17 protein-coding genes and 1 rRNA gene are annotated in these 21515 nt (G+C 72.2%); 9 read left to right on the forward strand and 9 right to left on the reverse strand.

Annotation, left to right across the window (positions count from 1 at the left end):
- Window positions 1-293: 293 nt before the first annotated feature.
- Both ACWD6N_RS34585 and ACWD6N_RS34590 read right to left on the reverse strand, forming a co-directional pair.
- Window positions 294-1013: a TIGR03936 family radical SAM-associated protein gene (locus ACWD6N_RS34585; protein WP_354965662.1), complete on the reverse strand. Its 720-nt coding sequence runs from the start codon at window positions 1011-1013 to the stop codon at window positions 294-296.
- Window positions 1014-1108: 95 nt separating this feature from the next.
- Window positions 1109-3085 carry a TIGR03960 family B12-binding radical SAM protein gene (locus ACWD6N_RS34590; RefSeq protein ID WP_354965630.1) on the reverse strand — a complete coding sequence of 659 codons (1977 nt, stop codon included), beginning with the start codon at window positions 3083-3085 and terminating at the stop codon, window positions 1109-1111.
- A 164-nt stretch (window positions 3086-3249) separates the two neighbouring features.
- Here ACWD6N_RS34590 and ACWD6N_RS34595 point away from each other — a divergent pair, with 164 nt between their 5' ends.
- Window positions 3250-4632 (forward strand): hypothetical protein, encoded by a 1383-nt coding sequence (locus tag ACWD6N_RS34595; protein ID WP_354965631.1) that lies wholly within the window; start codon window positions 3250-3252, stop codon window positions 4630-4632.
- A 6-nt stretch (window positions 4633-4638) separates the two neighbouring features.
- On the opposite strand, the gene ACWD6N_RS34600 is transcribed toward ACWD6N_RS34595, so the two are convergent.
- Window positions 4639-5328, reverse strand: a complete 690-nt coding sequence (locus tag ACWD6N_RS34600) for a lysophospholipid acyltransferase family protein (RefSeq protein WP_354965632.1) — start codon at window positions 5326-5328, stop codon at window positions 4639-4641.
- 163 nt (window positions 5329-5491) lie between these two features.
- The gene (gene ileS, locus ACWD6N_RS34605) at window positions 5492-8638 is read right to left on the reverse strand and encodes an isoleucine--tRNA ligase (RefSeq protein ID WP_387323630.1); all 3147 of its coding nucleotides are present in this window, start codon (window positions 8636-8638) and stop codon (window positions 5492-5494) included.
- Window positions 8639-8952: 314 nt separating this feature from the next.
- Here ileS and ACWD6N_RS34610 point away from each other — a divergent pair, with 314 nt between their 5' ends.
- From ACWD6N_RS34610 to sigJ, 6 genes are all read left to right on the forward strand, one after another.
- Window positions 8953-9975 (forward strand): ArsR family transcriptional regulator, encoded by a 1023-nt coding sequence (locus ACWD6N_RS34610; RefSeq protein WP_354965634.1) that lies wholly within the window; start codon window positions 8953-8955, stop codon window positions 9973-9975.
- Window positions 9976-10034: 59 nt separating this feature from the next.
- Window positions 10035-11045: an ABC transporter ATP-binding protein gene (locus tag ACWD6N_RS34615; RefSeq protein WP_354965635.1), complete on the forward strand. Its 1011-nt coding sequence runs from the start codon at window positions 10035-10037 to the stop codon at window positions 11043-11045.
- Between the two features lie 11 nt (window positions 11046-11056).
- A complete protein-coding gene (locus ACWD6N_RS34620; RefSeq protein WP_354965636.1) occupies window positions 11057-11815 on the forward strand; it encodes an ABC transporter permease in 759 nt (252 codons plus the stop codon).
- A 10-nt stretch (window positions 11816-11825) separates the two neighbouring features.
- Window positions 11826-12614: an ABC transporter permease gene (locus ACWD6N_RS34625; RefSeq protein WP_354965637.1), complete on the forward strand. Its 789-nt coding sequence runs from the start codon at window positions 11826-11828 to the stop codon at window positions 12612-12614.
- A 286-nt stretch (window positions 12615-12900) separates the two neighbouring features.
- Window positions 12901-13332 (forward strand): carboxymuconolactone decarboxylase family protein, encoded by a 432-nt coding sequence (locus ACWD6N_RS34630; RefSeq protein WP_387323961.1) that lies wholly within the window; start codon window positions 12901-12903, stop codon window positions 13330-13332.
- Window positions 13329-14204, forward strand: coding sequence for an RNA polymerase sigma factor SigJ (gene sigJ / locus ACWD6N_RS34635; protein WP_354965639.1), 876 nt, complete (start codon window positions 13329-13331; stop codon window positions 14202-14204). Before ACWD6N_RS34630 ends, sigJ begins: the two co-directional genes overlap by 4 nt.
- Window positions 14205-14220: 16 nt before the next feature.
- On the opposite strand, the gene ndk is transcribed toward sigJ, so the two are convergent.
- Window positions 14221-14646: a nucleoside-diphosphate kinase gene (ndk, locus tag ACWD6N_RS34640; protein WP_354965640.1), complete on the reverse strand. Its 426-nt coding sequence runs from the start codon at window positions 14644-14646 to the stop codon at window positions 14221-14223.
- A 141-nt stretch (window positions 14647-14787) separates the two neighbouring features.
- Here ndk and ACWD6N_RS34645 point away from each other — a divergent pair, with 141 nt between their 5' ends.
- On the forward strand, window positions 14788-16182 hold the full coding sequence (locus ACWD6N_RS34645; protein WP_354965641.1) for a VOC family protein: 1395 nt from the start codon (window positions 14788-14790) through the stop codon (window positions 16180-16182).
- A gap of 30 nt (window positions 16183-16212) precedes the next feature.
- Here the strand turns inward: ACWD6N_RS34645 and ACWD6N_RS34650 are convergent, their stop codons facing one another.
- From ACWD6N_RS34650 to ACWD6N_RS34660, 3 genes are read right to left on the reverse strand one after another with little or no spacing between them, the layout of a single operon-like run.
- Window positions 16213-16650 carry a DUF4233 domain-containing protein gene (locus tag ACWD6N_RS34650; RefSeq protein ID WP_354965642.1) on the reverse strand — a complete coding sequence of 146 codons (438 nt, stop codon included), beginning with the start codon at window positions 16648-16650 and terminating at the stop codon, window positions 16213-16215.
- On the reverse strand, window positions 16647-17981 hold the full coding sequence (locus ACWD6N_RS34655; RefSeq protein ID WP_354965643.1) for a bifunctional folylpolyglutamate synthase/dihydrofolate synthase: 1335 nt from the start codon (window positions 17979-17981) through the stop codon (window positions 16647-16649). Before ACWD6N_RS34655 ends, ACWD6N_RS34650 begins: the two co-directional genes overlap by 4 nt.
- Window positions 17978-20596, reverse strand: a complete 2619-nt coding sequence (locus tag ACWD6N_RS34660; protein ID WP_354965644.1) for a valine--tRNA ligase — start codon at window positions 20594-20596, stop codon at window positions 17978-17980. The genes ACWD6N_RS34655 and ACWD6N_RS34660 overlap by 4 nt, the downstream gene beginning before the upstream one ends.
- 70 nt (window positions 20597-20666) lie before the next feature.
- Here ACWD6N_RS34660 and ACWD6N_RS34665 point away from each other — a divergent pair, with 70 nt between their 5' ends.
- Window positions 20667-21353, forward strand: coding sequence for a hypothetical protein (locus tag ACWD6N_RS34665; RefSeq protein ID WP_354965645.1), 687 nt, complete (start codon window positions 20667-20669; stop codon window positions 21351-21353).
- Window positions 21354-21446: 93 nt separating this feature from the next.
- Here ACWD6N_RS34665 and rrf read toward each other — a convergent pair.
- Window positions 21447-21515: ribosomal RNA gene (rrf, locus tag ACWD6N_RS34670) — 5S ribosomal RNA — on the reverse strand; the annotation flags it as partial.

The raw sequence follows: 21515 nt of genomic DNA on the forward strand, positions 1-21515 counted from the left end.
GGCGGGCTCGGCGCTGTCCGCGCCGGCCGGGTCCAACGCGGCCGACCCGGCGGCGGTGGGGTTCGCGACGGCGGCGCCGTCGGCGGTGGTGCTCTGGTCAGCGGTGTCGCCGGCCGGCTGTGAACCGGTCCGTTCGCCGCCCTCGGGCTCGTTCTCGAGCATGGACGTTCTCCAGTTCTGGCTGCCCCGGGCGCGGGTGAGCGCTGCCACGCAGGGTCGCCGCAAAAGTGTTTCCGCCGGGCGCGCGTGGTGCGCGACCGCCGAAGTCTGCCTGCCAGAGCACTGACCGTCGGTCAGTGCCCAACGATGGCTGCCCCGTCGCGGTCCGCATCCAACGGATCCACGATCGCACCCTGCGCGGTCAGCGTGCCCTGAGCCAGCCGGGTCACCCTCGGCGAGACCGGCGGCTCCAGGTCGGCCACCACGCGGAGGCCGGAAAGGACGTCATCGGGCCGTACGGACGGGGTGACCTGCCGCACGACCAGTTCGAGTATCGCACACGGTACGGCCGGCGCCCCGGAAGGCGTCGGCGTCGGCGCGAGGACATCGATCGACATCACGGCCGCGCGGGCGTCGAAGGTACGCCGGCCCTGCTTGGTCATCCGCTCGACCAGCACCTCCTCGGCGGCGGTGAAGGCATCCACGGCGGCGCGCAGCACGGCGGGGTCGACCTCGGGCAGCTCGATGTGCCAGTACGACGCCTCGATCCGGTCCGGCAGGCTGCCCCCGACGGCGATCACGGCGTCCAGCACGTCCAGCCCGGGTGAAAGCGCGGCGTCCAGCGCGGCCCGCAGCGCCTCCGGGTCGACCGGCGCCTGGAGGCCGATCTCCAGGTACTCCGCCTCGCTGGCCACCCCGGTGGGTGCGGCGCTGGCGTAGGAGATCTTCGGGTGCGGGGTGAAGCCCTGGGAGTAGGCGATCGGCACGCCGGCCCGGCGCAGCGCCCGCTCGAAGGCCCGGGCGAAGTCCCGGTGCGAGGTGAACCGCAGCGGCCCGCGCTTGGCGTACCGGATGCGGACGCGCTGGACGACCGGCGCCTGCCCACCCTCCGGCTGTGGTTTCTTACTGATCGTCTCGCTCCTCGGAACTCAGCACCGGTGGGGCCGGGTCAGGCGGTGGGGGTTTTGAGGCCCTTCACGGGGGTCAGGGGCAGGAGCTTCTTGCCGGTGGGGCCGATCTGGATCTCGGTGTCCATCGAGGGGCAGACGCCGCAGTCGAAGCACGGGGTCCACCGGCAGTCGTCCTGCTCGAACTCGCTGAGCGAGTCCTGCCAGTCCTGCCAGAGCCAGTCCTTGTCCAGGCCCGAGTCCAGGTGGTCCCAGGGCAGGACCTCCAGCTCGTCGCGGTGCCGGGTGGTGTACCAGTCGAGGTCCACCCCGAACGCGGGCAGCGTCTCGGCCGCCGCGTCCACCCAGCGCTGGTACGAGAAGTGCTCGCTCCAACCGTCGAACCGGCCGCCGTTCTCCCACACCCTGCGGATCACCGAGCCGACCCGGCGGTCACCCCGGGAGAGCAGCCCCTCGATCAGCGACGGCTCGCCGTCGTGGTAGCGGTAGCCGATCGCCCGGCCCAGCGAGCGGTCCGAGTTGATCGCCTGCTTGAGGATCTTGAGCCGGTGGTCGATGACCTCCGGGCGCTCCATCGGGGCCCACTGGAACGGCGTGTGCGGCTTGGGCACGAACCCGCCGATGGAGACCGTGCAGCGGATGTCCTTGGAGCCGGTGGCGGCCCGACCGGCCTTGATCACCTCGTGGGCCATGTCCGCAATCTCGAGGACGTCCTCGTCGGTCTCGGTGGGCAGGCCGCACATGAAGTAGAGCTTCACCTGCCGCCAGCCGTTGGTGTACGCGGTCACCACGGTGCGGATCAGGTCTTCCTTCGACACCATCTTGTTGATGACCTTGCGGATCCGCTCCGACCCGCCCTCGGGGGCGAAGGTCAGGCCGGTACGCCGCCCGTTACGGGAAAGCTCCTGCGCGAGGTCGATGTTGAACGCGTCCACCCGGGTCGACGGCAGCGACAGCGAGACGTTGGTGCCCTCGTACTGCTGGGCCAGGCCCGAGCACATGTCGCCGATCTCGGAGTGGTCCGCCGAGGAGAGCGACAGCAGGCCCACCTCGTGGAATCCGGAGAACTCCAGCCCCTCGCGCACCATCTGCCCGACCGTGGTGATCGACCGCTCGCGCACCGGCCGGGTGATCATGCCCGCCTGGCAGAACCGGCAGCCCCGGGTGCAGCCCCGGAAAATCTCCACCGCGTACCGCTCGTGCACCGTCTCGGCCAGCGGAACGAGGGGCTTCTTCGGGTACGGCCAGGCGTCCAGGTCCATCGTCGTGCGCTTGTGCACCCGGAACGGCACGGCCGCCCGGTTCGGCACGACCCGCTGGATCCGCCCGTCGGGGAGGTAGTCCACGTCGTAGAAGCGCGGCACGTAGACGCTCTCGGTGCGGGCCAGCCGCAGCAGCAGCTCGTCGCGGCCACCCGGGGAACCCTCCGCCTTCCACTCCCGGACGATCGCGGTGATCTCCAGGACCGCCTCCTCGCCGTCGCCGAGCACGGCGGCGTCGATGAAGTCGGCGATCGGCTCCGGGTTGAACGCGGCGTGCCCGCCGGCCACGATCACCGGGTCGGCGTCCGTGCGGTCGGCGGCCAGCATCGGGATACCGGCCAGGTCGATCGCGGTGAGCAGGTTGGTGTAGCCCAGCTCGGTGGAGAAGGAGATGCCGAACACGTCGAAGTCGCGCACCGGCCGGTGCGCGTCGACGGTGAACTGCGGCACGCCGTGCGTGCGCATCAGGTTCTCCAGGTCCGGCCAGACCGCGTACGTCCGCTCGGCGAGGGTGTCGGGCAGCTCGTTGAGCACCTCGTAGAGGATCTGCACGCCCTGGTTGGGCAGGCCCACCTCGTACGCGTCGGGATACATCAGCGCCCAGCGCACGGTCGCCGCGTCCCAGTCCTTGATCACCGCACCCAGCTCACCACCCACGTACTGGATGGGCTTCGAGACCTGCGGGAGCAGTGGCTCCAGCCGGGGCCAGACGGAATTGGTCGCGGCCGCGCGCGGCGTCGTGGACGGGGCACTCATGATGCCCAAGGGTACGCGCCCGCCCGGCGATGACCGCGCGCACGCCGCCCACGACGCCCCGAGGACCAGCGGTGGCGGTGAGCGCCGCCCCCGCCACGACGCCCGGTCGGCGACGGTGGCGGCACGGTACTAACCTCGGACCGGCGCGAGAGGAGATTGCCGCGATGCCGGAGCCCCAGCCGGGAGCAGGCCGTCCAGCCGACGGGAGCACCCCGGGCACGGAGCCGGACCGGGATCCGGCGGTCGCCGACGAGCCGACCTCCCGATCCGTACCGCCGGAGCAGCCGGACCCCTCGGACGAGCCGGAAGCACCGCACCAGCCGGACCCCTCGGACGAGCCGGAAGCACCGCACCGGCCACAACCACCGGACCAGCCGGATCCGCCGACCGAGCAGGCCGGCGGCGCCGACGCGGCCGAATCCCCGTCCGCCACGGCGGCCGACCTGCCCGCCACCGCGATCGACCTGCCCGGCACCGCAGCCGAATCGCCCGCCACGGCGGCCGAGTCCGCCGCCACCGACGCGGTCCCGCCGCCCCGGTGGAGTGGATCCGCGCCGGTACCGCCCCCGCTGCCGCGCCGGCGGGCCTGGGGCGAGTCGGCCGAGCCGACCCCGCCGCCGCCGCTGCCCGACGAGCCACCGGAGCACCGGACCCCGGTCGACCCGTGGGCCGGCGTGGACACCAGCGGCTGGGAGCTGTCGCACGTCGAGCTGCCCCCGCTGCCTCCGACACTGCCCTACCCGGCGCCGCCGGCGACCCGGCAGTGGTCCGGTCCACCCGCTCCCCCGGTCGGGTCGCACCCGGTGTCGCCACCCGCCGCGCCGCCGACAGCCGCCCGGCCCACCGTGCCGTCGCGTCCCACGCCGCCGGCCCGGCCGGTGTCGCCGCCCGCGCCGCCGAAGCAGCGCCGGGGCCGCCGATCCGCCGCGCCACCACCGGTGACGCCGCCGCCGGGATGGCAGGCGCCCAAGGGGTACGTGCCGGTCCCGGTCCGCCGGCGACGCCGCTGGCCGTGGCTGCTGCTGCTCACCCTGGCCTGCTGCTGCGGCTGCCCGGCCTACTACGGGTTCCCGATCTCGGCGCAGTACCCGGCCCGGGCGGCGCTGCCCGAGCAGGTGGCCGACCTGAGCCTGCGCCAGGACGACGGCAGCGCGAAGACCGCCCGGCAGTTGGAGAACGAGGTACGCCAGGAGCACTGGCTGGCCGAGGACACCTTCGCCGGCGTCTACGCCACCGCGGACGGCAAGCGCGTGACGGTCTTCGGCGGCACCGGCATCCGGTTGACCCCCGAGGCGGACGCGGACGCGGAGATCAGCCGGCTCAGCGAGCGCTACGCGCTGGACGCCCCCGAGACGGTGAAGACCGGAGTGCGGGGCCGGCACGAACGCTGCGCGGTCGGCCGGTCAGCCGACACCGACGTGGTGGTCTGCACCTCGGTCGACCACGGCAGCATCGCCACCGGGGTGTTCACCCGGCTCTCCGTCTCCGACAGCGCGGCCCTACTGGACACCCTGCGCGGCCAGATCGTCCAGCCCAAGCAGAGCTGAGGACCGTCAGGCGTCGCGGGTCGGGTCCGGGTGGGCGCGCGGCGGGGCGTAGCGGGGCACGTACTCCTGGCCGGTGAGCTTCTGGATCTCGCTCATCAGCTCGTCGGTCATCTGCCGCAGCGAGGTGCGGTCGTCCGGCCGGCCGGTGAAGTCCAGCGGCTTGCCGAACCGAACGGTGATCTTGGCGGTGCCGGGACGGGGCACCCGGGCGCCGATCGGCTGGGCCTTGTCCGTGCCGATCATGCCGACCGGGATGATCGGCACACCGGCGGAGATCGCCAGCCGGGCCGCGCCGGTCCGCCCCCGGTACAGCTTGCCGTCCGGTGAGCGGGTGCCCTCCGGATAGACCACCACCAGATCGCCACCCTTGAGCGCCGGGATGGCCGCGTCGAACGCGGACAGTGCCGCCCGCCCGCCGGCCCGCTCGACCGGGATCGCGCCCAGGCCGGTGAGGACGAACTTGGAGATCGCGCCCTTCACCCCGGTGCCCTTGAAGTACTCCGACTTTGCCCAGAAGGCCAGGTGCCGGGGCACCACCGTGCCGAGGAACAGCTCATCGGCCACCGAGAGATGGTTGCCGGCGAAGACCGCGCCGCCGGTGTCCGGCACGTGTTCCAGCCCCTCCACGGTCGGGCGGAACGCCAACCGCAGCGTGGGCGCCACGGTGAGCTTGCCGATGGTGTAGAGCAGGGGCACTGGTCCTCCGGCAGATCAGGTGCGAACAGGCGGTGTCACGGTAGCGGACGCCGCCACACCCCCCGGACGGAGGTGGCGAGGCGCCCGCGCCCCGGCGATGCTGCGGTTAGGAAGGGGCCCTTCCTCTACACGAGGCGTTAGGAAGGGCCCCTTCCTTACACGGTCATACCCTGCGCACGACGACCGTCACCCGGTCACCCTCGCCGACCTCGCCGGCGAAGCCGTCGAGGCCCTCGGCGAAGTCGACCGAGTCGGCCAGCACCTCCCCGGCGACGAAGTCGATGTACGCGGCCACCGCCGCGCGCACCTCCTCGGACGCCGACACCGACACCACGATCCGGTCCGAGACGTCGAGGTCGGCGTCCCGGCGCGCCTGCTGCACCACCCGGACCACGTCGCGGGCCAGCCCCTCGGCGGCCAGCTCCGGAGTGACCTCGGTGTCCAGCACCACCACGCCCTCACCGCCGGGCAGCGGCGCGGAGTGCTCGGCGTCGGCGGCGACCAGGCGCAGCTCGTACTCGCCCTCGGCCAGGGTGACACCCGCGGCCACCGGTGCGCCGTCGACCAGTTCCCAGTCGCCCGCCTTGACCGCCTTGATCACCTGCTGGACCTGCTTGCCGACCCGCGGGCCGAGCGCCCGGGGCACCACGGTCAGCACCTGCTCGCAGTAGTCGGACAGCTCCGCGCTGAACTCCACCGCCTTCACGTTGACCTCGTCGGCGACCAGGTCGGCGAACGGGCGCAGCTGCTCCGCCGCCGGCGAGGCCACGGTCAGCTTCGACAGCGGCAGCCGCACCCGCAGCCCCTTCGCCTTGCGCAGCGACAGCGCCGCCGAGGCGACCGCCCGGGTGGCGTCCATCGCGGCGACCAGCTCGTGGTCGGCCGGGAACTCGGTCGCCTCCGGCCAGTCGGTCAGGTGCACCGAGCGCTCCCCGGTCAGCCCGCGCCAGATCTCCTCCGCGGTCAGCGGCGCCAGCGGCGCCACCACCCGGCAGAGCGTCTCCAGCACCGTCCACAGGGTGTCGAAGGCGTTCGCGTCACCGGACCAGAACCGGTCCCGGGACCGGCGCACGTACCAGTTGGTCAGCGCGTCCAGGTAGGACCGGACGGTGGCGCAGGCGCCGGAGATGTCGTACGCCTCCATCTGCGCGCCGACCGTCGACACCAACTCGTTCGTCTTCGCCAGGATGTACCGGTCGAGCAGGTGCGTCGAGTCGGTGCGGCGCCGCGCCTGGTGCCCGTCGGCGTTGGCATACAACGAGAAGAAGTACCAGACGTTCCACAGCGGCAGCAGCACCTGCCGGACGGCGTCGCGGATGAGCGTCTCGGTGACCGCCATGTCACCGCCGCGCAGCACCGGCGAGGACATCAGCATCCAGCGCATCGCGTCCGAGCCATACGCGTCGAAGACGTGGTAGACGTCCGGGTAGTTGCGCAGGCTCTTGGACATCTTGCGCCCGTCCGAGCCGAGCAGGATGCCGTGGCTCAGGCAGTTGCGGAACGCCGGCCGGTCGAACAGCGCGGTGGCCAGCACGTGCATGGTGTAGAACCAGCCGCGGGTCTGCCCGATGTACTCGACGATGAAGTCGCCCGGGTAGTGGTGCTCGAACCAGTCCGCGTTCTCGAACGGGTAGTGCACCTGGGCGAACGGCATCGAGCCGGACTCGAACCAGCAGTCCAGCACCTCCGGCACCCGACGCATCATCGACTGGCCGGTCGGGTCGTCCGGGTTGGGGCGGACCAGCTCGTCCACCGCCGGCCGGTGCAGGTCGCTCAGGCGTACGCCGAAGTCCCGCTCGATGTCGGCCAGCGACCCGTAGACGTCCAGGCGCGGGTAGTTCGGGTCGTCGGACTTCCACACCGGGATCGGCGAGCCCCAGAACCGGTTCCGGCTGATCGACCAGTCCCGGGCGTTGGCCAGCCACTTGCCGAACGAGCCGTCCTTGATGTGCCCCGGCGTCCAGTTGATCTGCTGGTTCAGCTCGACCATCCGGTCCCGGAAACGGGTCACCGCCACGAACCACGACGACACCGCCTTGTAGACCAGCGGGGTCTCGCAGCGCCAGCAGTGCGGGTAGGAGTGGGTGTAGGTGTCCTGCTTGAGCACCACCCCCCGCTCCTTGAGCTCCCGGATCACCGGCTTGTTGACGTCGAACACCTGCTCGCCCTGGTACGGCGGGACCAACGCGGTGAACCGGGTGTGGTCGTCCACAGTGACGATGGTGGGGATGCCGGCGGCGTTGCAGACGTTCTGGTCGTCCTCACCGAAGGCCGGGGCCAGGTGCACGATCCCGGTGCCGTCCTCGGTGGTGACGAACTCCGCGCCGAGCACCTGGTAGGCGTTGTCCCCGGCCTGCTCGACGAGGAAGTCGTACAGCGGGGTGTAGCGGCGCCCGACCAGGTCACGGCCGTACACCGTGCCGACCTGCTCGTACCCCTCCAGCTCCTTGGCGTACGCGGCCAGCCGCGCCGCGCCGACGACGTAGCGCTGGCCACTGCGCTCCAGCACCGCGTACTCGATGTCCGGGCCGACGGCCAGCGCCAGGTTGGACGGCAGGGTCCACGGCGTGGTGGTCCAGACGCCCAGCTTGACCGACCCGCGTACCAGCTCCGGCGCGGACTCGTCGGGGGTCAGCCCGAACCACACGGACAGGGTCGGGTCGTGCCGGTCCCGGTAGACATCGTCCATCCGGGTCTCGGTGTTCGACAGTGGCGTCTCGCAGCGCCAGCAGTAGGCCAGCACCCGGAAGCCCTCGTAGATCAGACCCTTGTCGTGCAGGGTCTTGAAGGCCCACATGACGCTTTCCATGTAGTCCAGGTCGAGCGTCTTGTAGTCGTTGGCGAAGTCGACCCAGCGGGCCTGCCGGTTGATGTACCGCTCCCAGTCCTGGGTGAACTCCAGCACCGAGGTGCGGCAGGCCTCGTTGAACCGGGCCACGCCCAGGTCGATGATCTCCGCCTTGCTGGTGATGCCGAGCTGCTTCTCGGCCACCACCTCGGCGGGCAGGCCGTGGCAGTCCCAGCCGAAGCGCCGCTCGACGTGCCGGCCGCGCATGGTCTGGTAGCGCGGCACCACGTCCTTGACGTAGCCGGTGAAGAGGTGGCCGTAGTGCGGCAGGCCGTTGGCGAACGGCGGGCCGTCGTAGAAGACGTACTCGTTCTTGCCGTCGTCGCCGGCCGGGCGGGCCTCCACCGACGCCTCGAAGGTCTTGTCGGCCGTCCAGTGCTCCAGCACCCGGCGCTCGACCGCGGGCAGGTCCGGGCTCGCCGGGACACCGGCGGCGGTCGGGTCGTGCAACGGATAGACCATCGGGGGTCGCTCTCCTCGCAGCTCACTCATCGGTGGGTCTGCGAGGACGAACCTTCCGGGGTACGCCTCAATCGACGCTCCCCGGGTGGCCCGCGGTACCACCCCGCTTGGCGGTCAGGATCGACCGCCCGCTCATTGGCCGGCTGTGACGGGCCGGACCCGTCCGGTTCTACTGGGCCGGTTGCCCGGCTGTTCTTCCGGAGGCTCACCGGTGATGGCCGGGTCATCGCCTTACGGTGCTCAACGATACTCGACCCACCCACCGGCCCGCCGCCGAGTAATCCCGCCCGCCGGGCGCCCCCTAGGCTGGCCGGGTGATCCGGATCGAGCTGGACGAGCCGACGTTGACCCGCACCCGGATCGCGACCAGCCCGCTCTGGGAGGCCAAGTGCAGCCTCTACCTGCTCGACCGGTACCCGGACGAGGTGCCCTGGCCCTACACGGGCTGGGCCCGGCACGCCCGCCGGGCGCTCGCCGAGCTGCCCGACGCGGCCCCGCTGAAGCTCTACTCGGTCACCGGCCCGTGGTACCCGGACTTCCTCGGCCCGGTACCGCCCACCGCGAGCCCGACCCTCGCCGAGGAGCTGGCCGCGCTCCGGGCCACGCCGGCCTCGGTGATCGCCGAGCAGATCCCCCGCTACCACCGTCCCGATGACCTGCCGGGTTGGTTGCGCCCGTTCGTCACCGACCGGCAGGCGGCCCTGGACCGGCTCGCCGACGGCCTGCAGGCGTACTGGGACGCGGCGATCGCGCCCTGGTGGCCGGCGATGCGGGCGGCGCTGGACGAGGAGGTGCTGCACCGGGCGCGGGCGCTCGCCGCGCACGGCCCGGACGCGCTGCTGGCCGACCTGCACGAGCGGGTGCGCTGGGAACGGCCGGTGCTGACCCTGGTCAAGTCGTCCGAGGGCCAGTTCACCGCGGTCGACCAGCGGCTGCTGCTGATCCCGTTGATCTTCTCCCGAGGAGCGCTCACCTGCTCCACCGATCACTCCGAGATCCTCGCGGTCTCGTACCAGGCCCGGGGTTCGGTGCTGCTGGCCGACCGGCCGGCCACCGACAGGCCCGCGGCGGATCCGGCCACCGACCGGCTGGCGGTGCTGGTCGGGCGAGGGCGCGCACAGGTGTTGCGGGCGCTGACCCGACCGGCGACCACCGCCGGCCTCGCCGCGACCCTGGGGCTGGCCCCGAGCACCGTCTCGGAGCAACTCTCCGCCCTGCTCACCGCCGGCGTGGTGCACCGCCGCCGGGTGGGCCGGCGGGTGCTGTACGGCCTGGAACCGGCCGGCCTGGCCCTGGTGCAGTTGATCGGCGACGGGCCGGCGACCGCCTCGGCCTGAACATTCGGCCGGATCCGAATTCGTTTTTACCCGCCCCAGCCGCTCCTAGCCTCCGGGCCATGAGCGAACACGCGATCGAGGCGGTCGGGTTGCGCCGCACGTACCGCAGCCGGACCGGATGGTTACGACCACAGCGCCGGGAGGTGGAGGCGGTCCGCGGCGTCGACCTGACGGTCGGCCACGGGGAGCTGTTCGGCCTGCTCGGGCCGAACGGCGCGGGGAAGACCACCACCATCAAGCTGCTGAACACGCTGCTCATCCCGACCGCGGGCGAGGCCCGGATCGACGGCTTCGACGTGGTCCGGCAGACCCGCGAGGTACGGCGACGCATCGGGTACGTCTTCGGCGGTGACCGGGGTCTCTACGACCGGCTCTCCGCACGGGACAACCTGCGCTACTTCGCCGAGCTGTACGGCGTACCGGGGCGGGAGCAGAAGCGGCGGATCGCCGAGCTGTTCGAGCTGGTCCGGCTGACCGGGCGGGAGAACGACCGGGTGGAGGGCTACCCGCGGGGCATGCGGCAGCGGCTGCACATCGCCCGGGGCCTGCTGCACCGGCCGCGGGTGCTCTTCCTCGACGAGCCGTCGATCGGGGTGGACCCGGTGGCGGCCCGGGAGCTGCGGCAGACCGTGGCCGACCTCGCCGCCACCGGCACCACCGTGCTGCTCACCACGCACTACATGGCCGAGGCGGACGAGCTGTGCGGGCGGATCGCGGTGATCGCGAACGGCACGATCCAGGCCCTCGGCACTCCCGCCGAGTTGCGGCACCACGCCGACGGCCGGCAGGTGCTGGAGGTGGAGGCGTACGGGGTGGCTGACGGCCAGCTCGCCCTGATCCACGCCCTGCCGGGCGTACGCGAGGCGAGCGTGGTCGTCACCGGTGCGGCGCAGATGCTGACCGTGCAGTCCGACGCGGGAGTGGACGTGCAGGCGGACGTGTTGCGCGCGCTGGACGGGGTCCGGCTGGGCCGGGTCACCGCCCGGCAGCCCACCCTGGAGGACGCGTACGTGGCGATCGTGAACCGGGTCGACGCGCAGACCCGCCCGGTCGAGGCGGTGGCGGCGTGAGGACGTCGCGGATGATCGCGGTCGGGGCGCTCCTGCACGCCAAGCAGCTCAGCCGGTCGCCGTTCGAGATCGCCACCGCGCTGATCGTGCCGGTGGTGCAGGCGACCCTGGCCGTCCACCTGTTCCGGGCCGGCGGCGACCCGGGCCGGCTGCTGGAGGCCGCGGTCGGGGCCGGGCTGATGGGCATCTGGTCGTCGGTGCTGTTCGGTTCGGGTGGCGCCATCCAGAACCAGCGCTGGCAGGGCACCCTGGAAATGATCATGTTGGCGCCCCGGCCGCCGGCCCTGGTGGTGCTGCCGATCACGCTGGCCACCGCGCTCACCGGCACGTACGCCATGCTCGCCACACTGGCCTGGGGCCGGCTGCTGTACGGCATTCCGCTGGCCTTCGTCCACCCGCTGGCGTTCGCGGTCGCGGTACCCGGCTGCATCATCGGGCTCGGCATGTTCGGGCTGTTGCTCGCCTCCACGTTCGTCCTGCTGCGTAACGCCAACGCGCTGACCAACACGCTGGAGTACCCGATCTGGCTGGTCTCCGGGATGCTCGTGCCGATCACCGCGCTGCCCGGCTGGACCGGCCCGATCGCCGCCGTGCTGCCCACCACCTGGGGAGCGCGGGCGGTCCGCGAGGCGGCCACCGGCAGCGGGCCGGTCTGGCCGTCGCTCGGCGTCTGCCTGGCGATCAGCCTGGCCTGCCTGGCGCTCGGCGCGATCATGATGACCCACGTCGAGCGGCGGGCCCGCGCGGCGGCCACCCTCGCCCTGGCCTGAGGAGGCGACGATGCCCGCACTGCTCCGCCTGATCGGCATCGGTGGCGTGATCGCCTACCGTGCCCTGTTCAACTGGACCACCCCGGCGATGTTCGTCGGCACGCTGCTCGTCGGCCCGCTGTTCCAGCTGCTGTTCTTCGCCTACCTGGGCCGGCAGCTCGGCGTCGCCGACGACGGCTTCTACATCACCGGCAACGCCGTGCTGGCGGCCTCGGTGGCCTGCGTGTTCGGCGGCACGATGGCCGTCTCCAACGAGCGGCGCTTCGGCACGCTCGGGCACGTGCTGCTCTCACCGCGCAGCCGCACCGCGGTCTTCCTCGGCCGGGTCCTGCCGTACGCGGCGAACGGCCTGCTGATCGCGGTCACCACACTGACCGCGGCGTCGCTGCTGCTCGGCCTCCGAGTGCCGGTCGACGCACTGCCGGGACTGCTGCTGGCCCTGGCGGTCGCGGCGCTCGCCTGCGGCTTCTTCGGCCTGACCCTGGGCGCGATCGGGCTGCGCTTTCGCGACGTCTGGTTGGTATCGAACGTCTCGGTGGCGCTGCTGCTCCTGCTCACCGGCGTCAACGTGCCCGCCGCCGGGCTGCCCGCCTGGATGCGCGTCATCGGCGAGCTGCTACCGATCACCCACGCCGCCGAGGCGGCCCGCCGGTTGGTCGCCGGCGAGAGCTTCCGAGCTGCCGCACCCCAACTCGCCGCCGAGCTCGCCGTCGGCGCCGCCTACGCCGTCCTCGCCGCACTCCTGCTCAAGCTCTTCGAAGCCGAGTCCCGCCGCCGAGCCTCCCTAGACACCCTCTAACCCGCTCCACCCCACCCACCCCACCCCCCCGGCCCCGGCCCCCCACCCCGTTGATCATGAAGTTGTTGCCCGTCGCCACGGCGAGTCGTGACAACAACTTCATGATCAACTGCGGAGACCGGTCTAGCGGCCGGACATGACCGCGAGCGGCGGTACGGGTGACGCGGGCCGGAACGCCGGTTGTCCGGTCGGCATGAGCGGAGTCACACCCACCGCTGTCACGGCACACCCCGGCCGGTCCGTCGTGAGGGTGTCGAACCGATCAGGGGAGGTAGTCATGCAGCGGATGAACCCGGGCGAGGTGGCGCCGAAGGCGTACCAGGCCGTCATGGGGTTGGAGAAGTACGTCCAGTCGAACGTCGACCACACCGTGCTGGAGCTGATCAAGCTGCGGGCGTCGATGCTCAACGGGTGCGCGTACTGCGTGGACCTGCACAGCCGCGACGCGCTCGCCAGCGGCGAGTCGAACCGGCGGCTGTTCGCGGTGGCCACCTGGCGGGAGGCGCCGTTCTTCGACGAGCGGGAGCGGACCGCACTGGCGCTCACCGACGCGGTCACGCGGCTCGGCGAGCACGGTGTCTCGGATGAGGTGTGGGACGCCGCCGCGAAGGTCTGGTCGGAGAAGGAACTGGCCGACCTCGTCATGGCGATTGCCACAATCAACGTGTGGAATCGGATCGGGGTGACCCTGCGGTTGGAGCCTCCGGCGCAGGTGTGAGGACCGAGGCGGCAGACGCGGCCGGTGCGCTCCAGGCGCACCGGCCGATGCTGCTCGGGCTCGCCTACCGGCTGCTCGGCAGCCGGCACGACGCGGAGGACGTGCTCCAGGAGACGTACCTGCGCTGGCTCGGCGTGGACCGGTCGACGGTGGCCGAGCCCCGCCGCTACCTGTCCCGGGTGGTCACCCGCCTTTCGCTGGACCGGCTGCGCGTCCGGCAGGCGGCGCGTGAGACGTACGTCGGGACGTGGCTGCCCGAGCCGGTGGGGACCGCGCCCTCGCCGTTCGGGCCGTTGGACCGCGCGGAGCTGCGCGACTCGCTGTCCGCCGCGCTGCTGCACGTGCTGGAACGGCTCACCCCGCCCGAGCGCGCGGTGTACGTCCTGCACACCGCCTTCGACCTGCCGTACGCCGAGATCGCCGAGATCCTCGATCGGACCCCCGAGGACTGCCGGCAACTGCACCACCGGGCCACCGCCCGGGTGCGACAGGAGCAGCGCCGCTTCACCGCCAGCCGGGCCGAGCGGGAACGTCTGCTGGACGCGTTCCTGGCCGCCGCCCGGGACGGTGACCTGGCGACGCTCACCGACCTGGTCGCGGCGGACGCCACGGCGTGGAACGACGGCGGCGGTCGGGTACGCGCCGCCCGCAACCCCGTCACCGGTGCAGACCGGGTCGCCCGGTTCTTCGCCGGGATCTACGGCCGGGCCCGTGAGTGGACGATGCGCCGGGTGGAGCTGAACGGGGAACCCGCCGCCCTGATGACCGGTGCGGACGGCAGCCGGCACACCTTGACCGTCAGCGCGGCCGACGGTCGGATCACCGGCGTCTACGTGGTCGGCAACCCGGAGAAGCTGCCACCGGTCGACTGAGCGCCGGCGGCGCGGCTCAGCCCAGCTCGGGGAACCAGAGCGCGATCTCGCGCTTGGCGCTGTCCGGCGAGTCGGAGGCGTGCACCAGGTTCTCCCGGTTGGACAGCGACAGGTCGCCCCGGATGGTGCCGGCGGCGGCCTTGCGCCCGTCGGTCGCGCCGACCAGCCCGCGGACCACGTCGATGACCTGGTCGCCGGAGAGCACCAGGGCGACCAGCGGACCGCCGGTCATGAAGCCCTTCAGCGGCGGGTAGAACGCCTTGTCGACGTGCTCCGCGTAGTGCTCGTCGGCGAGCGCCGCGTCCATCGTCCGGTGCGCCATCGCGTCGATCCGCAGCCCCTTGCGCTCGAAGCGGGAGAGGACCTCGCCGACCAGGCCGCGGCGAACCGCGTCGGGCTTGATCAGAACGAGGCTGCGCTCATCCGGACTGTTGCTGGACACGCTGGGTTCCTCCTGTACGCGCTGAACGCTCGGGATCGGTACGGTCAGCCTAGCGACCCGGTCCCGGCGCCGGCGCGGCGGCCGGTCTTTCCCCCGGTGGCCGATCCGGCCTAGCCTGACCCTGACCCCGGGAGGTCCACTGTGGCGAATGGCGGGAATCGAACCATCGCGCCGGTACGCAAGTTGATCGGCACGGTGCTGGGCACCGTGGCCACGTTCGTCGTCCTCTTCGGGCTGGGCATGATGAGCTGGGCCATCGTGGCGCTCGGGGTCGCCCTGCTGGTGCTGGCGATCGCGTTGGCCACCGTGCGCGGCGGTGGCCGCACCTGGGTGGTCGGTGTCGGGCACGTGCACAGCGCGTCCGAACCACCCACCCAGTACGCGTTCGGCCGCTGTGAGCTGCAACTGGTGATCGACGCCCCCGGTCTGCCGCCCCGGTCCAAGAAGATCATCGAACCGCGGGTGCCGGTCTCCAAGTGGCCGTCGCTGGGCCAGACCCTGCCGATCCGGGTCGCGCTGGACGATCAGCGGCACGTCAAGGTCCTCTGGGACGAGATACCCACCCACGCCGAGACCGCCGCGGCCGTCGCCGACCTGCCACCCGAGTTCGCCGACGCCGAGGCCCTGGACGAGGTGCTGATCCAGCAGGACGCCCCGCCGTGGGCCGACCGTGCGCCGGACGACGACTTCCGCGACCCGCTCGGCGATCCGTTTCGCGACCCACCCGGCCCGGACCCGCTCCGTGACGACCCGGGCGTCGCGCCCCCCGAGGAACGCGAGCCGGTGGTGGTGCACCAGAGCCCCGGCGGCCCGGTGGTGCTGGAGGGCGTCGTGGTCGAGCAGACGGCCGGCGGCCAGTCGGCCGGCGGCGGGCTGCCCCGCCGGGCCACGCCCGCGCCGCGCCCGCCCGCCGAAGAGCGCTTCGACCAGCCGGAGGCCGCCCCACCCGCCGAGGATCGCTTCGACCCGCCCACCGCACAGCGCTTCGACCCACCTCCGGCGCAGCGGTCCGCTCCGGGCATGACGGACCCCCTGGACCCGCTCGACCTGCCGCTGGACGATCCCACCCCGCCCGGCGCCGCGCGCGAGACCGTCACCGCCGAGGAACTGGACGAGGCGATCTTCGGATACGACACGGAGGCCGCCGCCGACCCGACCGCACCGATCAGCGGGGTCGGCCTCACGCTGCTGGTCACCGACCTGTCCCGGTCGCTCGGCTTCTATCGCGACGTGCTCGGCTTCACCGAGGTCGACCAGGGCGCCGGCAACGCCGTGCTCGCCTCCGGCACGACCCGCCTGGTGCTGCGTGAGGTGACCGGGGCGGCACCGATCAGCCGCCGGCTGGTGCACGTCAACCTTGAGGTGGACGACATCGAGGCGGCGTACGGGCGGCTGCGTGGGTCCGGTCTGCGCTTCACGTACGCGCCCCGCGTCGTCAACCGGGGCACCAGGCTGGAGGTGTGGGCGGCGGCGTTCCGTGACCCGGACGGCCACGGCATCGCCCTCACCCAGTGGCGCGAACGCGCCGACGCCTGACCGCGAGCGCGAGGCGGTCCAGGTCGGCCGTCAGCCGAGGATGACCCTGCGGACGTGCAGCGCGTACGCCCAGACCAGCGCGAAGATGACGCCCAGCGCGAACAGCGACCAGTGCAGCAGGCCGGCCAGCAGCAGCAGACCCTGGACCACGGTGCCGGCGTGCCACGCCCACGGGCGGCGCATCATGCCGGCGAGCAGGATGGCGACCACCGCCAGGGCCACCACCGCGGCGATCGCGGCCCCGCCCAGGTCACCGCCGACCACGCGGATCGGCTGGATGGCCAGCACCAGCACCAGCGCCTCCAGGCTGAGGGTCCCGGCGCCCAGGCCGCGTACCGCCCGTTCCGGGTTGCGCAGCCCGGACCGCCGGGGCTGCTCGCCCGAGGGCTGCTCGCCCGGCGACCCGATCGTGGGCTGGTCCGCTGGTGAATGCTCGGTGCTGCGGCGGTCCCGCTCCGGGCCGGTCATCGCTTCAGCAGCCGACGGGCGTCGGCCACCGTCACCACCGACCCGGTGATCAGCACCCCGACCCCGCTGAGTTCACCCGGGACCTCCTCCTCGGCCAGTGCCACCGCCACCTCGATCGCGTCCGGCATCTCCTCGGCCACCTCGACCCGCTCCTCGCCGAAGATCTCGACGGCCAGCGCGGCGAGTTCCGCCGTCGGCATCGCCCGCGGCGAGCTGTTGCGGGTGACCACCACCAGGTCGACGACCGGCTCCAGCAGCTCCAACAGGCTGGGCGCGTCCTTGTCGGCGAGCACGCCGACGACCGCCACCAGCTTGCTGAAGGCGAACTCCTCCTGCAACGCGGTGACGGTGGCGGCCATCCCGTGCGGGTTGTGCGCGCCGTCCAACAGCACGGTCGGGGCATTCCGGACCCGCTCCAGGCGACCCGGGGAGCTGGCCGTGGCGAAGCCCTCCCGGACCGCCTCAATGTCCAGCTGCCGCGTGGTCCCGGCGCCCAGGAACGCCTCCACCGCGGCGAGCGCCACCGCGGCGTTCTGCGCCTGGTGCGCGCCGTGCAGGGGGATGAACACGTCGTCGTAGGTGCCGCCGAGCCCCTGGAGGGTGAGCACCTGGCCGCCGACCGCGATGGCCCGACTCAGCACGCCGAACTCGGCGCCTTCGCGGGCGATGGTCGCGCCCACCTCGGCGCAGCGTTCGAGGAGCGGACGCGCCGCCTCCTCCTCCTGCGCCGCCGCGATCACGGTGGCGCCCGGGTGGATGATGCCGGCCTTGGCGAGCGCGATGTCCTGGAGCGTGTCGCCGAGCCACTCGGTGTGATCCAGGCCGATTGGAGTGATCACGCAGACGCCGGCCTGGATGACGTTGGTCGCGTCCTCGGCGCCGCCGAGGCCCACCTCGACCACCGCGATGTCGACCGGCGCGTCGGCGAACGTGGCGAACGCCAGCGCGGTGGTCATGTCGAAGTACGTCAGCGGCTCGTCCGAGCCCGCGTCGACCAGCTCCGCCAGTGGCCGGATCTCCCGGTACACCGCGGCGAACCGCTCCTCGCTGACCGGCTCGCCGTCCAGGCTGATCCGCTCCCGGACGGTCTCCAGGTGCGGGCTGGTGTACCGGCCGGTGTGCAGCCCGAACGCCCGGAGCAGCGAGTCGATCATTCGCGCGGTGGAGGTCTTGCCGTTGGTGCCGGTCAGGTGGATCGCCGGGTACGCCCGCTGAGGGCTGCCGAGCAGGTCGAGCAGCGACTCGATCCGGTCCAGCTCGAAGACCATGCGGGTGAAGCCGCGGGCGGCCAGCTCGGCCTCGACGGCGGCGAAATCGGTACGGTCGGTCACGAGGGAAGCGTCTCCAGAGCAGCGTCGATCCGGACCAGGTCGGCCTCGGCGGTCGCCAGCCGGTCGCGGATCTTCGCGACGACGGGCTCGGGGGCCTTGCCGACGAAGGCCGGGTTGTCGAGCTTCGCCCGAGCCTGCGCGACCTCCTTCTCGGCCGCGGCGCGGTCCTTGGTCAGGCGGGCCCGCTCGGCGGCCACGTCGATCGACCCCCGGGTGTCCAACGCGACACCGACCGCCCCGGGCATGGCCAGCGTGGCGCTGGCCTGGAAGGCGTCGCCGGCCGGGTCCAGTCGGACCAGTGAGCGGATCAACGGCTCGTGGGCCGCGATGCCGGCCCCCGCCAACCCGTCCAGCCGGGCGGCCACCCGCTGGGTCGGGCGCAACCCCTGGTCGGAACGGAACCGGCGGATCTCGGTGACCACCCGCTGCACGCTGACCAGCTCCGCCTCGGCGGCGTCGTCGATCAGTGAACGGTCGGCCACCGGCCAGGCCGCGGTCTGCACCGTCTCACCACCGGTCAGCGCGAGCCACAGCTCCTCGGTGACGAACGGGATGACCGGGTGCAGCAACCGCAGCAGCTGGTCCAGCACGTGCCCGAGCACCCGGCGGGTGGTCTCGGCCCGCTCGCCGCCCTCGGCGAGCACCGGCTTGCTCAGCTCGACGTACCAGTCGCAGACGTCGTCCCAGGCGAAGTGGTAGAGCAGGTCACACACCTTCGCGAACTCGTACGCCTCGAACTGCTCGTCGACCTCCGCGGTGACGTGCGCGAGCCGGGACAGGATCCACCGGTCGACGGTGGAGAGCTGCTCGGCCGCGGGCAGGTCGCCCGCGGTGTGCGCGCCGTTCATCAGCGCGAACCGGGTGGCGTTCCAGAGCTTGTTGCAGAAGTTGCGCGAGCCCTGGCACCAGTCCTCGCTGACCGGGACGTCCTGGCCGGGGTTGGCACCGCGGGCCAGGGTGAACCGGGTGGCGTCGGCGCCGAACCGGTCGATCCAGTCCAGCGGGTCGACCACGTTGCCGAACGACTTGGACATCTTCTTGCCGTGCTCGTCGCGGACCATGCCGTGCAGGGCCACCACGTCGAACGGCTGCTGGCCGTCCATCGCGTACAGGCCGAACATCATCATCCGGGCGACCCAGAAGAAGAGGATGTCGTAGCCGGTGACCAGGACGCTGGTCGGGTAGAACTTGGCCAGGTCCGGGGTCTGCTCCGGCCAGCCGAGGGTCGAGAACGGCCAGAGCGCGCTGGAGAACCAGGTGTCCAGCACGTCCTCGTCCTGGTGCCAGCCCTCCCCCGTCGGCGGCTGCTCGCCGGGGCCGACGCAGACGATCTCGCCCTGCGGGCCATACCAGACCGGAATCCGGTGCCCCCACCACAGCTGCCGGGAGATGCACCAGTCGTGCATGTTGTCGACCCACGCGAAGTAGCGCTTCGCCAGCTCGGCCGGCTCGATGCGGACCCGGCCGTCGCGGACCGCGTCGCCGGCGGCCTGGGCCAGGGGCGCGGTGTTGACGAACCACTGCAACGACAGCCGCGGCTCGACGGTCGTCTTGCACCGTGAGCAGTGCCCGACCGCGTGCACGTACGGCCGCTTCTCGGACACGATCCGGCCCTGCTCGCGCAGCGCGGCCACGATCGCGGGACGTGCCTCGAAGCGGTCCAGCCCCTCGAACGGGCCGGGCACGGTGATCACGCCGCGCTCGTCCATCACGGTCAGCGCGGGCAGGTCGTGGCGCTGGCCGATCTCGAAGTCGTTCGGGTCGTGCCCCGGGGTCACCTTCACCATGCCGGTGCCGAACGACGGGTCGACGTGCGCGTCGGCGACGATCGGGATGCGGCGCCCGGTCAGCGGCAGCTCGACCTCGGTGCCGATGAGGTGCTGGTAGCGCTCGTCATCCGGGTGCACCGCGACGGCGGTGTCACCCAGCATCGTCTCGGCGCGGGTGGTGGCGACCACGACCTCGTCGCTGTACCGGATGGAGATCAGCTCACCATCGTCGTCGGTGTGCTCGACCTCGATGTCGGAGAGCGCGGTCAGGCAGCGTGGGCACCAGTTGATGATCCGGTTGGCCCGGTAGATCAGGCCCTCGTCGAAGAGCTTCTTGAAGATCGTCTGGACGGCGCGGGTCAGGCCCGCGTCCATGGTGAAGCGCTCACGGTCCCAGTCGACCGAGTCGCCGAGGCGTCGCATCTGGCCGAGGATCGCCCCGCCGGATTCGGCCTTCCACTGCCAGACCCGCTCGACGAACTTCTCCCGCCCGAGGTCGTGCCGGGAGAGGCCTTCGCCGGCGAGCTGACGCTCGACCAGGTTCTGGGTGGCGATGCCGGCGTGGTCCATGCCGGGCAGCCAGAGCGCCTCGAAGCCCTGCATCCGCTTACGCCGGGTCAACGCGTCCATCAGCGTGTGCTCGAACGCGTGGCCCATGTGCAGGGAGCCGGTGACGTTCGGCGGCGGGATGACGATGGTGAACGGAGGCTTGTCGCTGTCGGCGGAGGCCCGGAAGTGCCCGGCGGCTACCCACTGCTCGTACCGTCGCTGCTCTACCTCGGCGGGCTGGTACTGGCCGGCCAGGGTGGGGGCGTCGGGGCGTCGGGCATCGAGTCTGTCGGTCACCCGTGAAAGTCTACGGAGGGCTTCCGCGGACCTGACGTGCGCCACCTGCCATTCGCGTACGGTGTCGGCTATGTCCGACGCACATCTCACTGAGCGCCCGCTCGACGACGGTCGCGAGCCGGTGGAGCTGACCGAGGAGCCGATCCAGCTGAGCACCCGCGATCCGGGGGGTGACCCCGACGAGCGGCGTGGCGGGTGGTCCCGGCGGCGCCGCGTCGGCTGGGCGGTCGCGCTGGTCGTCGGCCTGGCCGGTGCGGGTGTGCTGGGCGCCGGCGGCTGGCGGGTGGTTCAGCAGAAGGACACCCGGCTGACCTCGCCGGACCGGGCGGCGGGCCTGACCCGGGACGACAGCGAACGCGCGAAGAGCACGGCGGACTACCTGCGCAGCGGCCTGGCCGCGAACATCGAGCTGGACCGCAGTTTCGGCACGGTCTACCGCGATCAGGCCGACGACAAGCGGTCGGTGCTCATCTTCGGGGGCACCACCCTGCTCTGGCAGCCGGAGCGGGACCTGGACAGTCTCTTCGGCCTGATGTCCGACGAAACCGGCAGGGTGACCGGCCTGCGCGAGGTGTCCGCGGGCGAGCTCGGCGGCGTGATGAAGTGCGGCAACACCAGCGGCGAGGGCGGTGACTTCGCGGTGTGTGGCTGGGCGGACCACGGCAGCGTGGTGATGGCGATGTTCCCGGGGCGGTCGGTCACCGACGCCGGCGGCCTGCTCCGCAACCTGCGCGCCGGCATGCAGACCCGGGGCTGAAACCTGAGCCGGCGTCCCACGCCGGCTGAGGTCTTTCGGGGTATGGAAATGCGTCAGGGCCACCCCTTGAAGGGGTGGCCCTGACCAATGTTTGTCCGGCGGCGTCCTACTCTCCCACACCCTCACGAGTGCAGTACCATCGGCGCTGGAGGGCTTAGCTTC

The organism is Micromonospora sp. NPDC005163 (assembly GCF_053599835.1).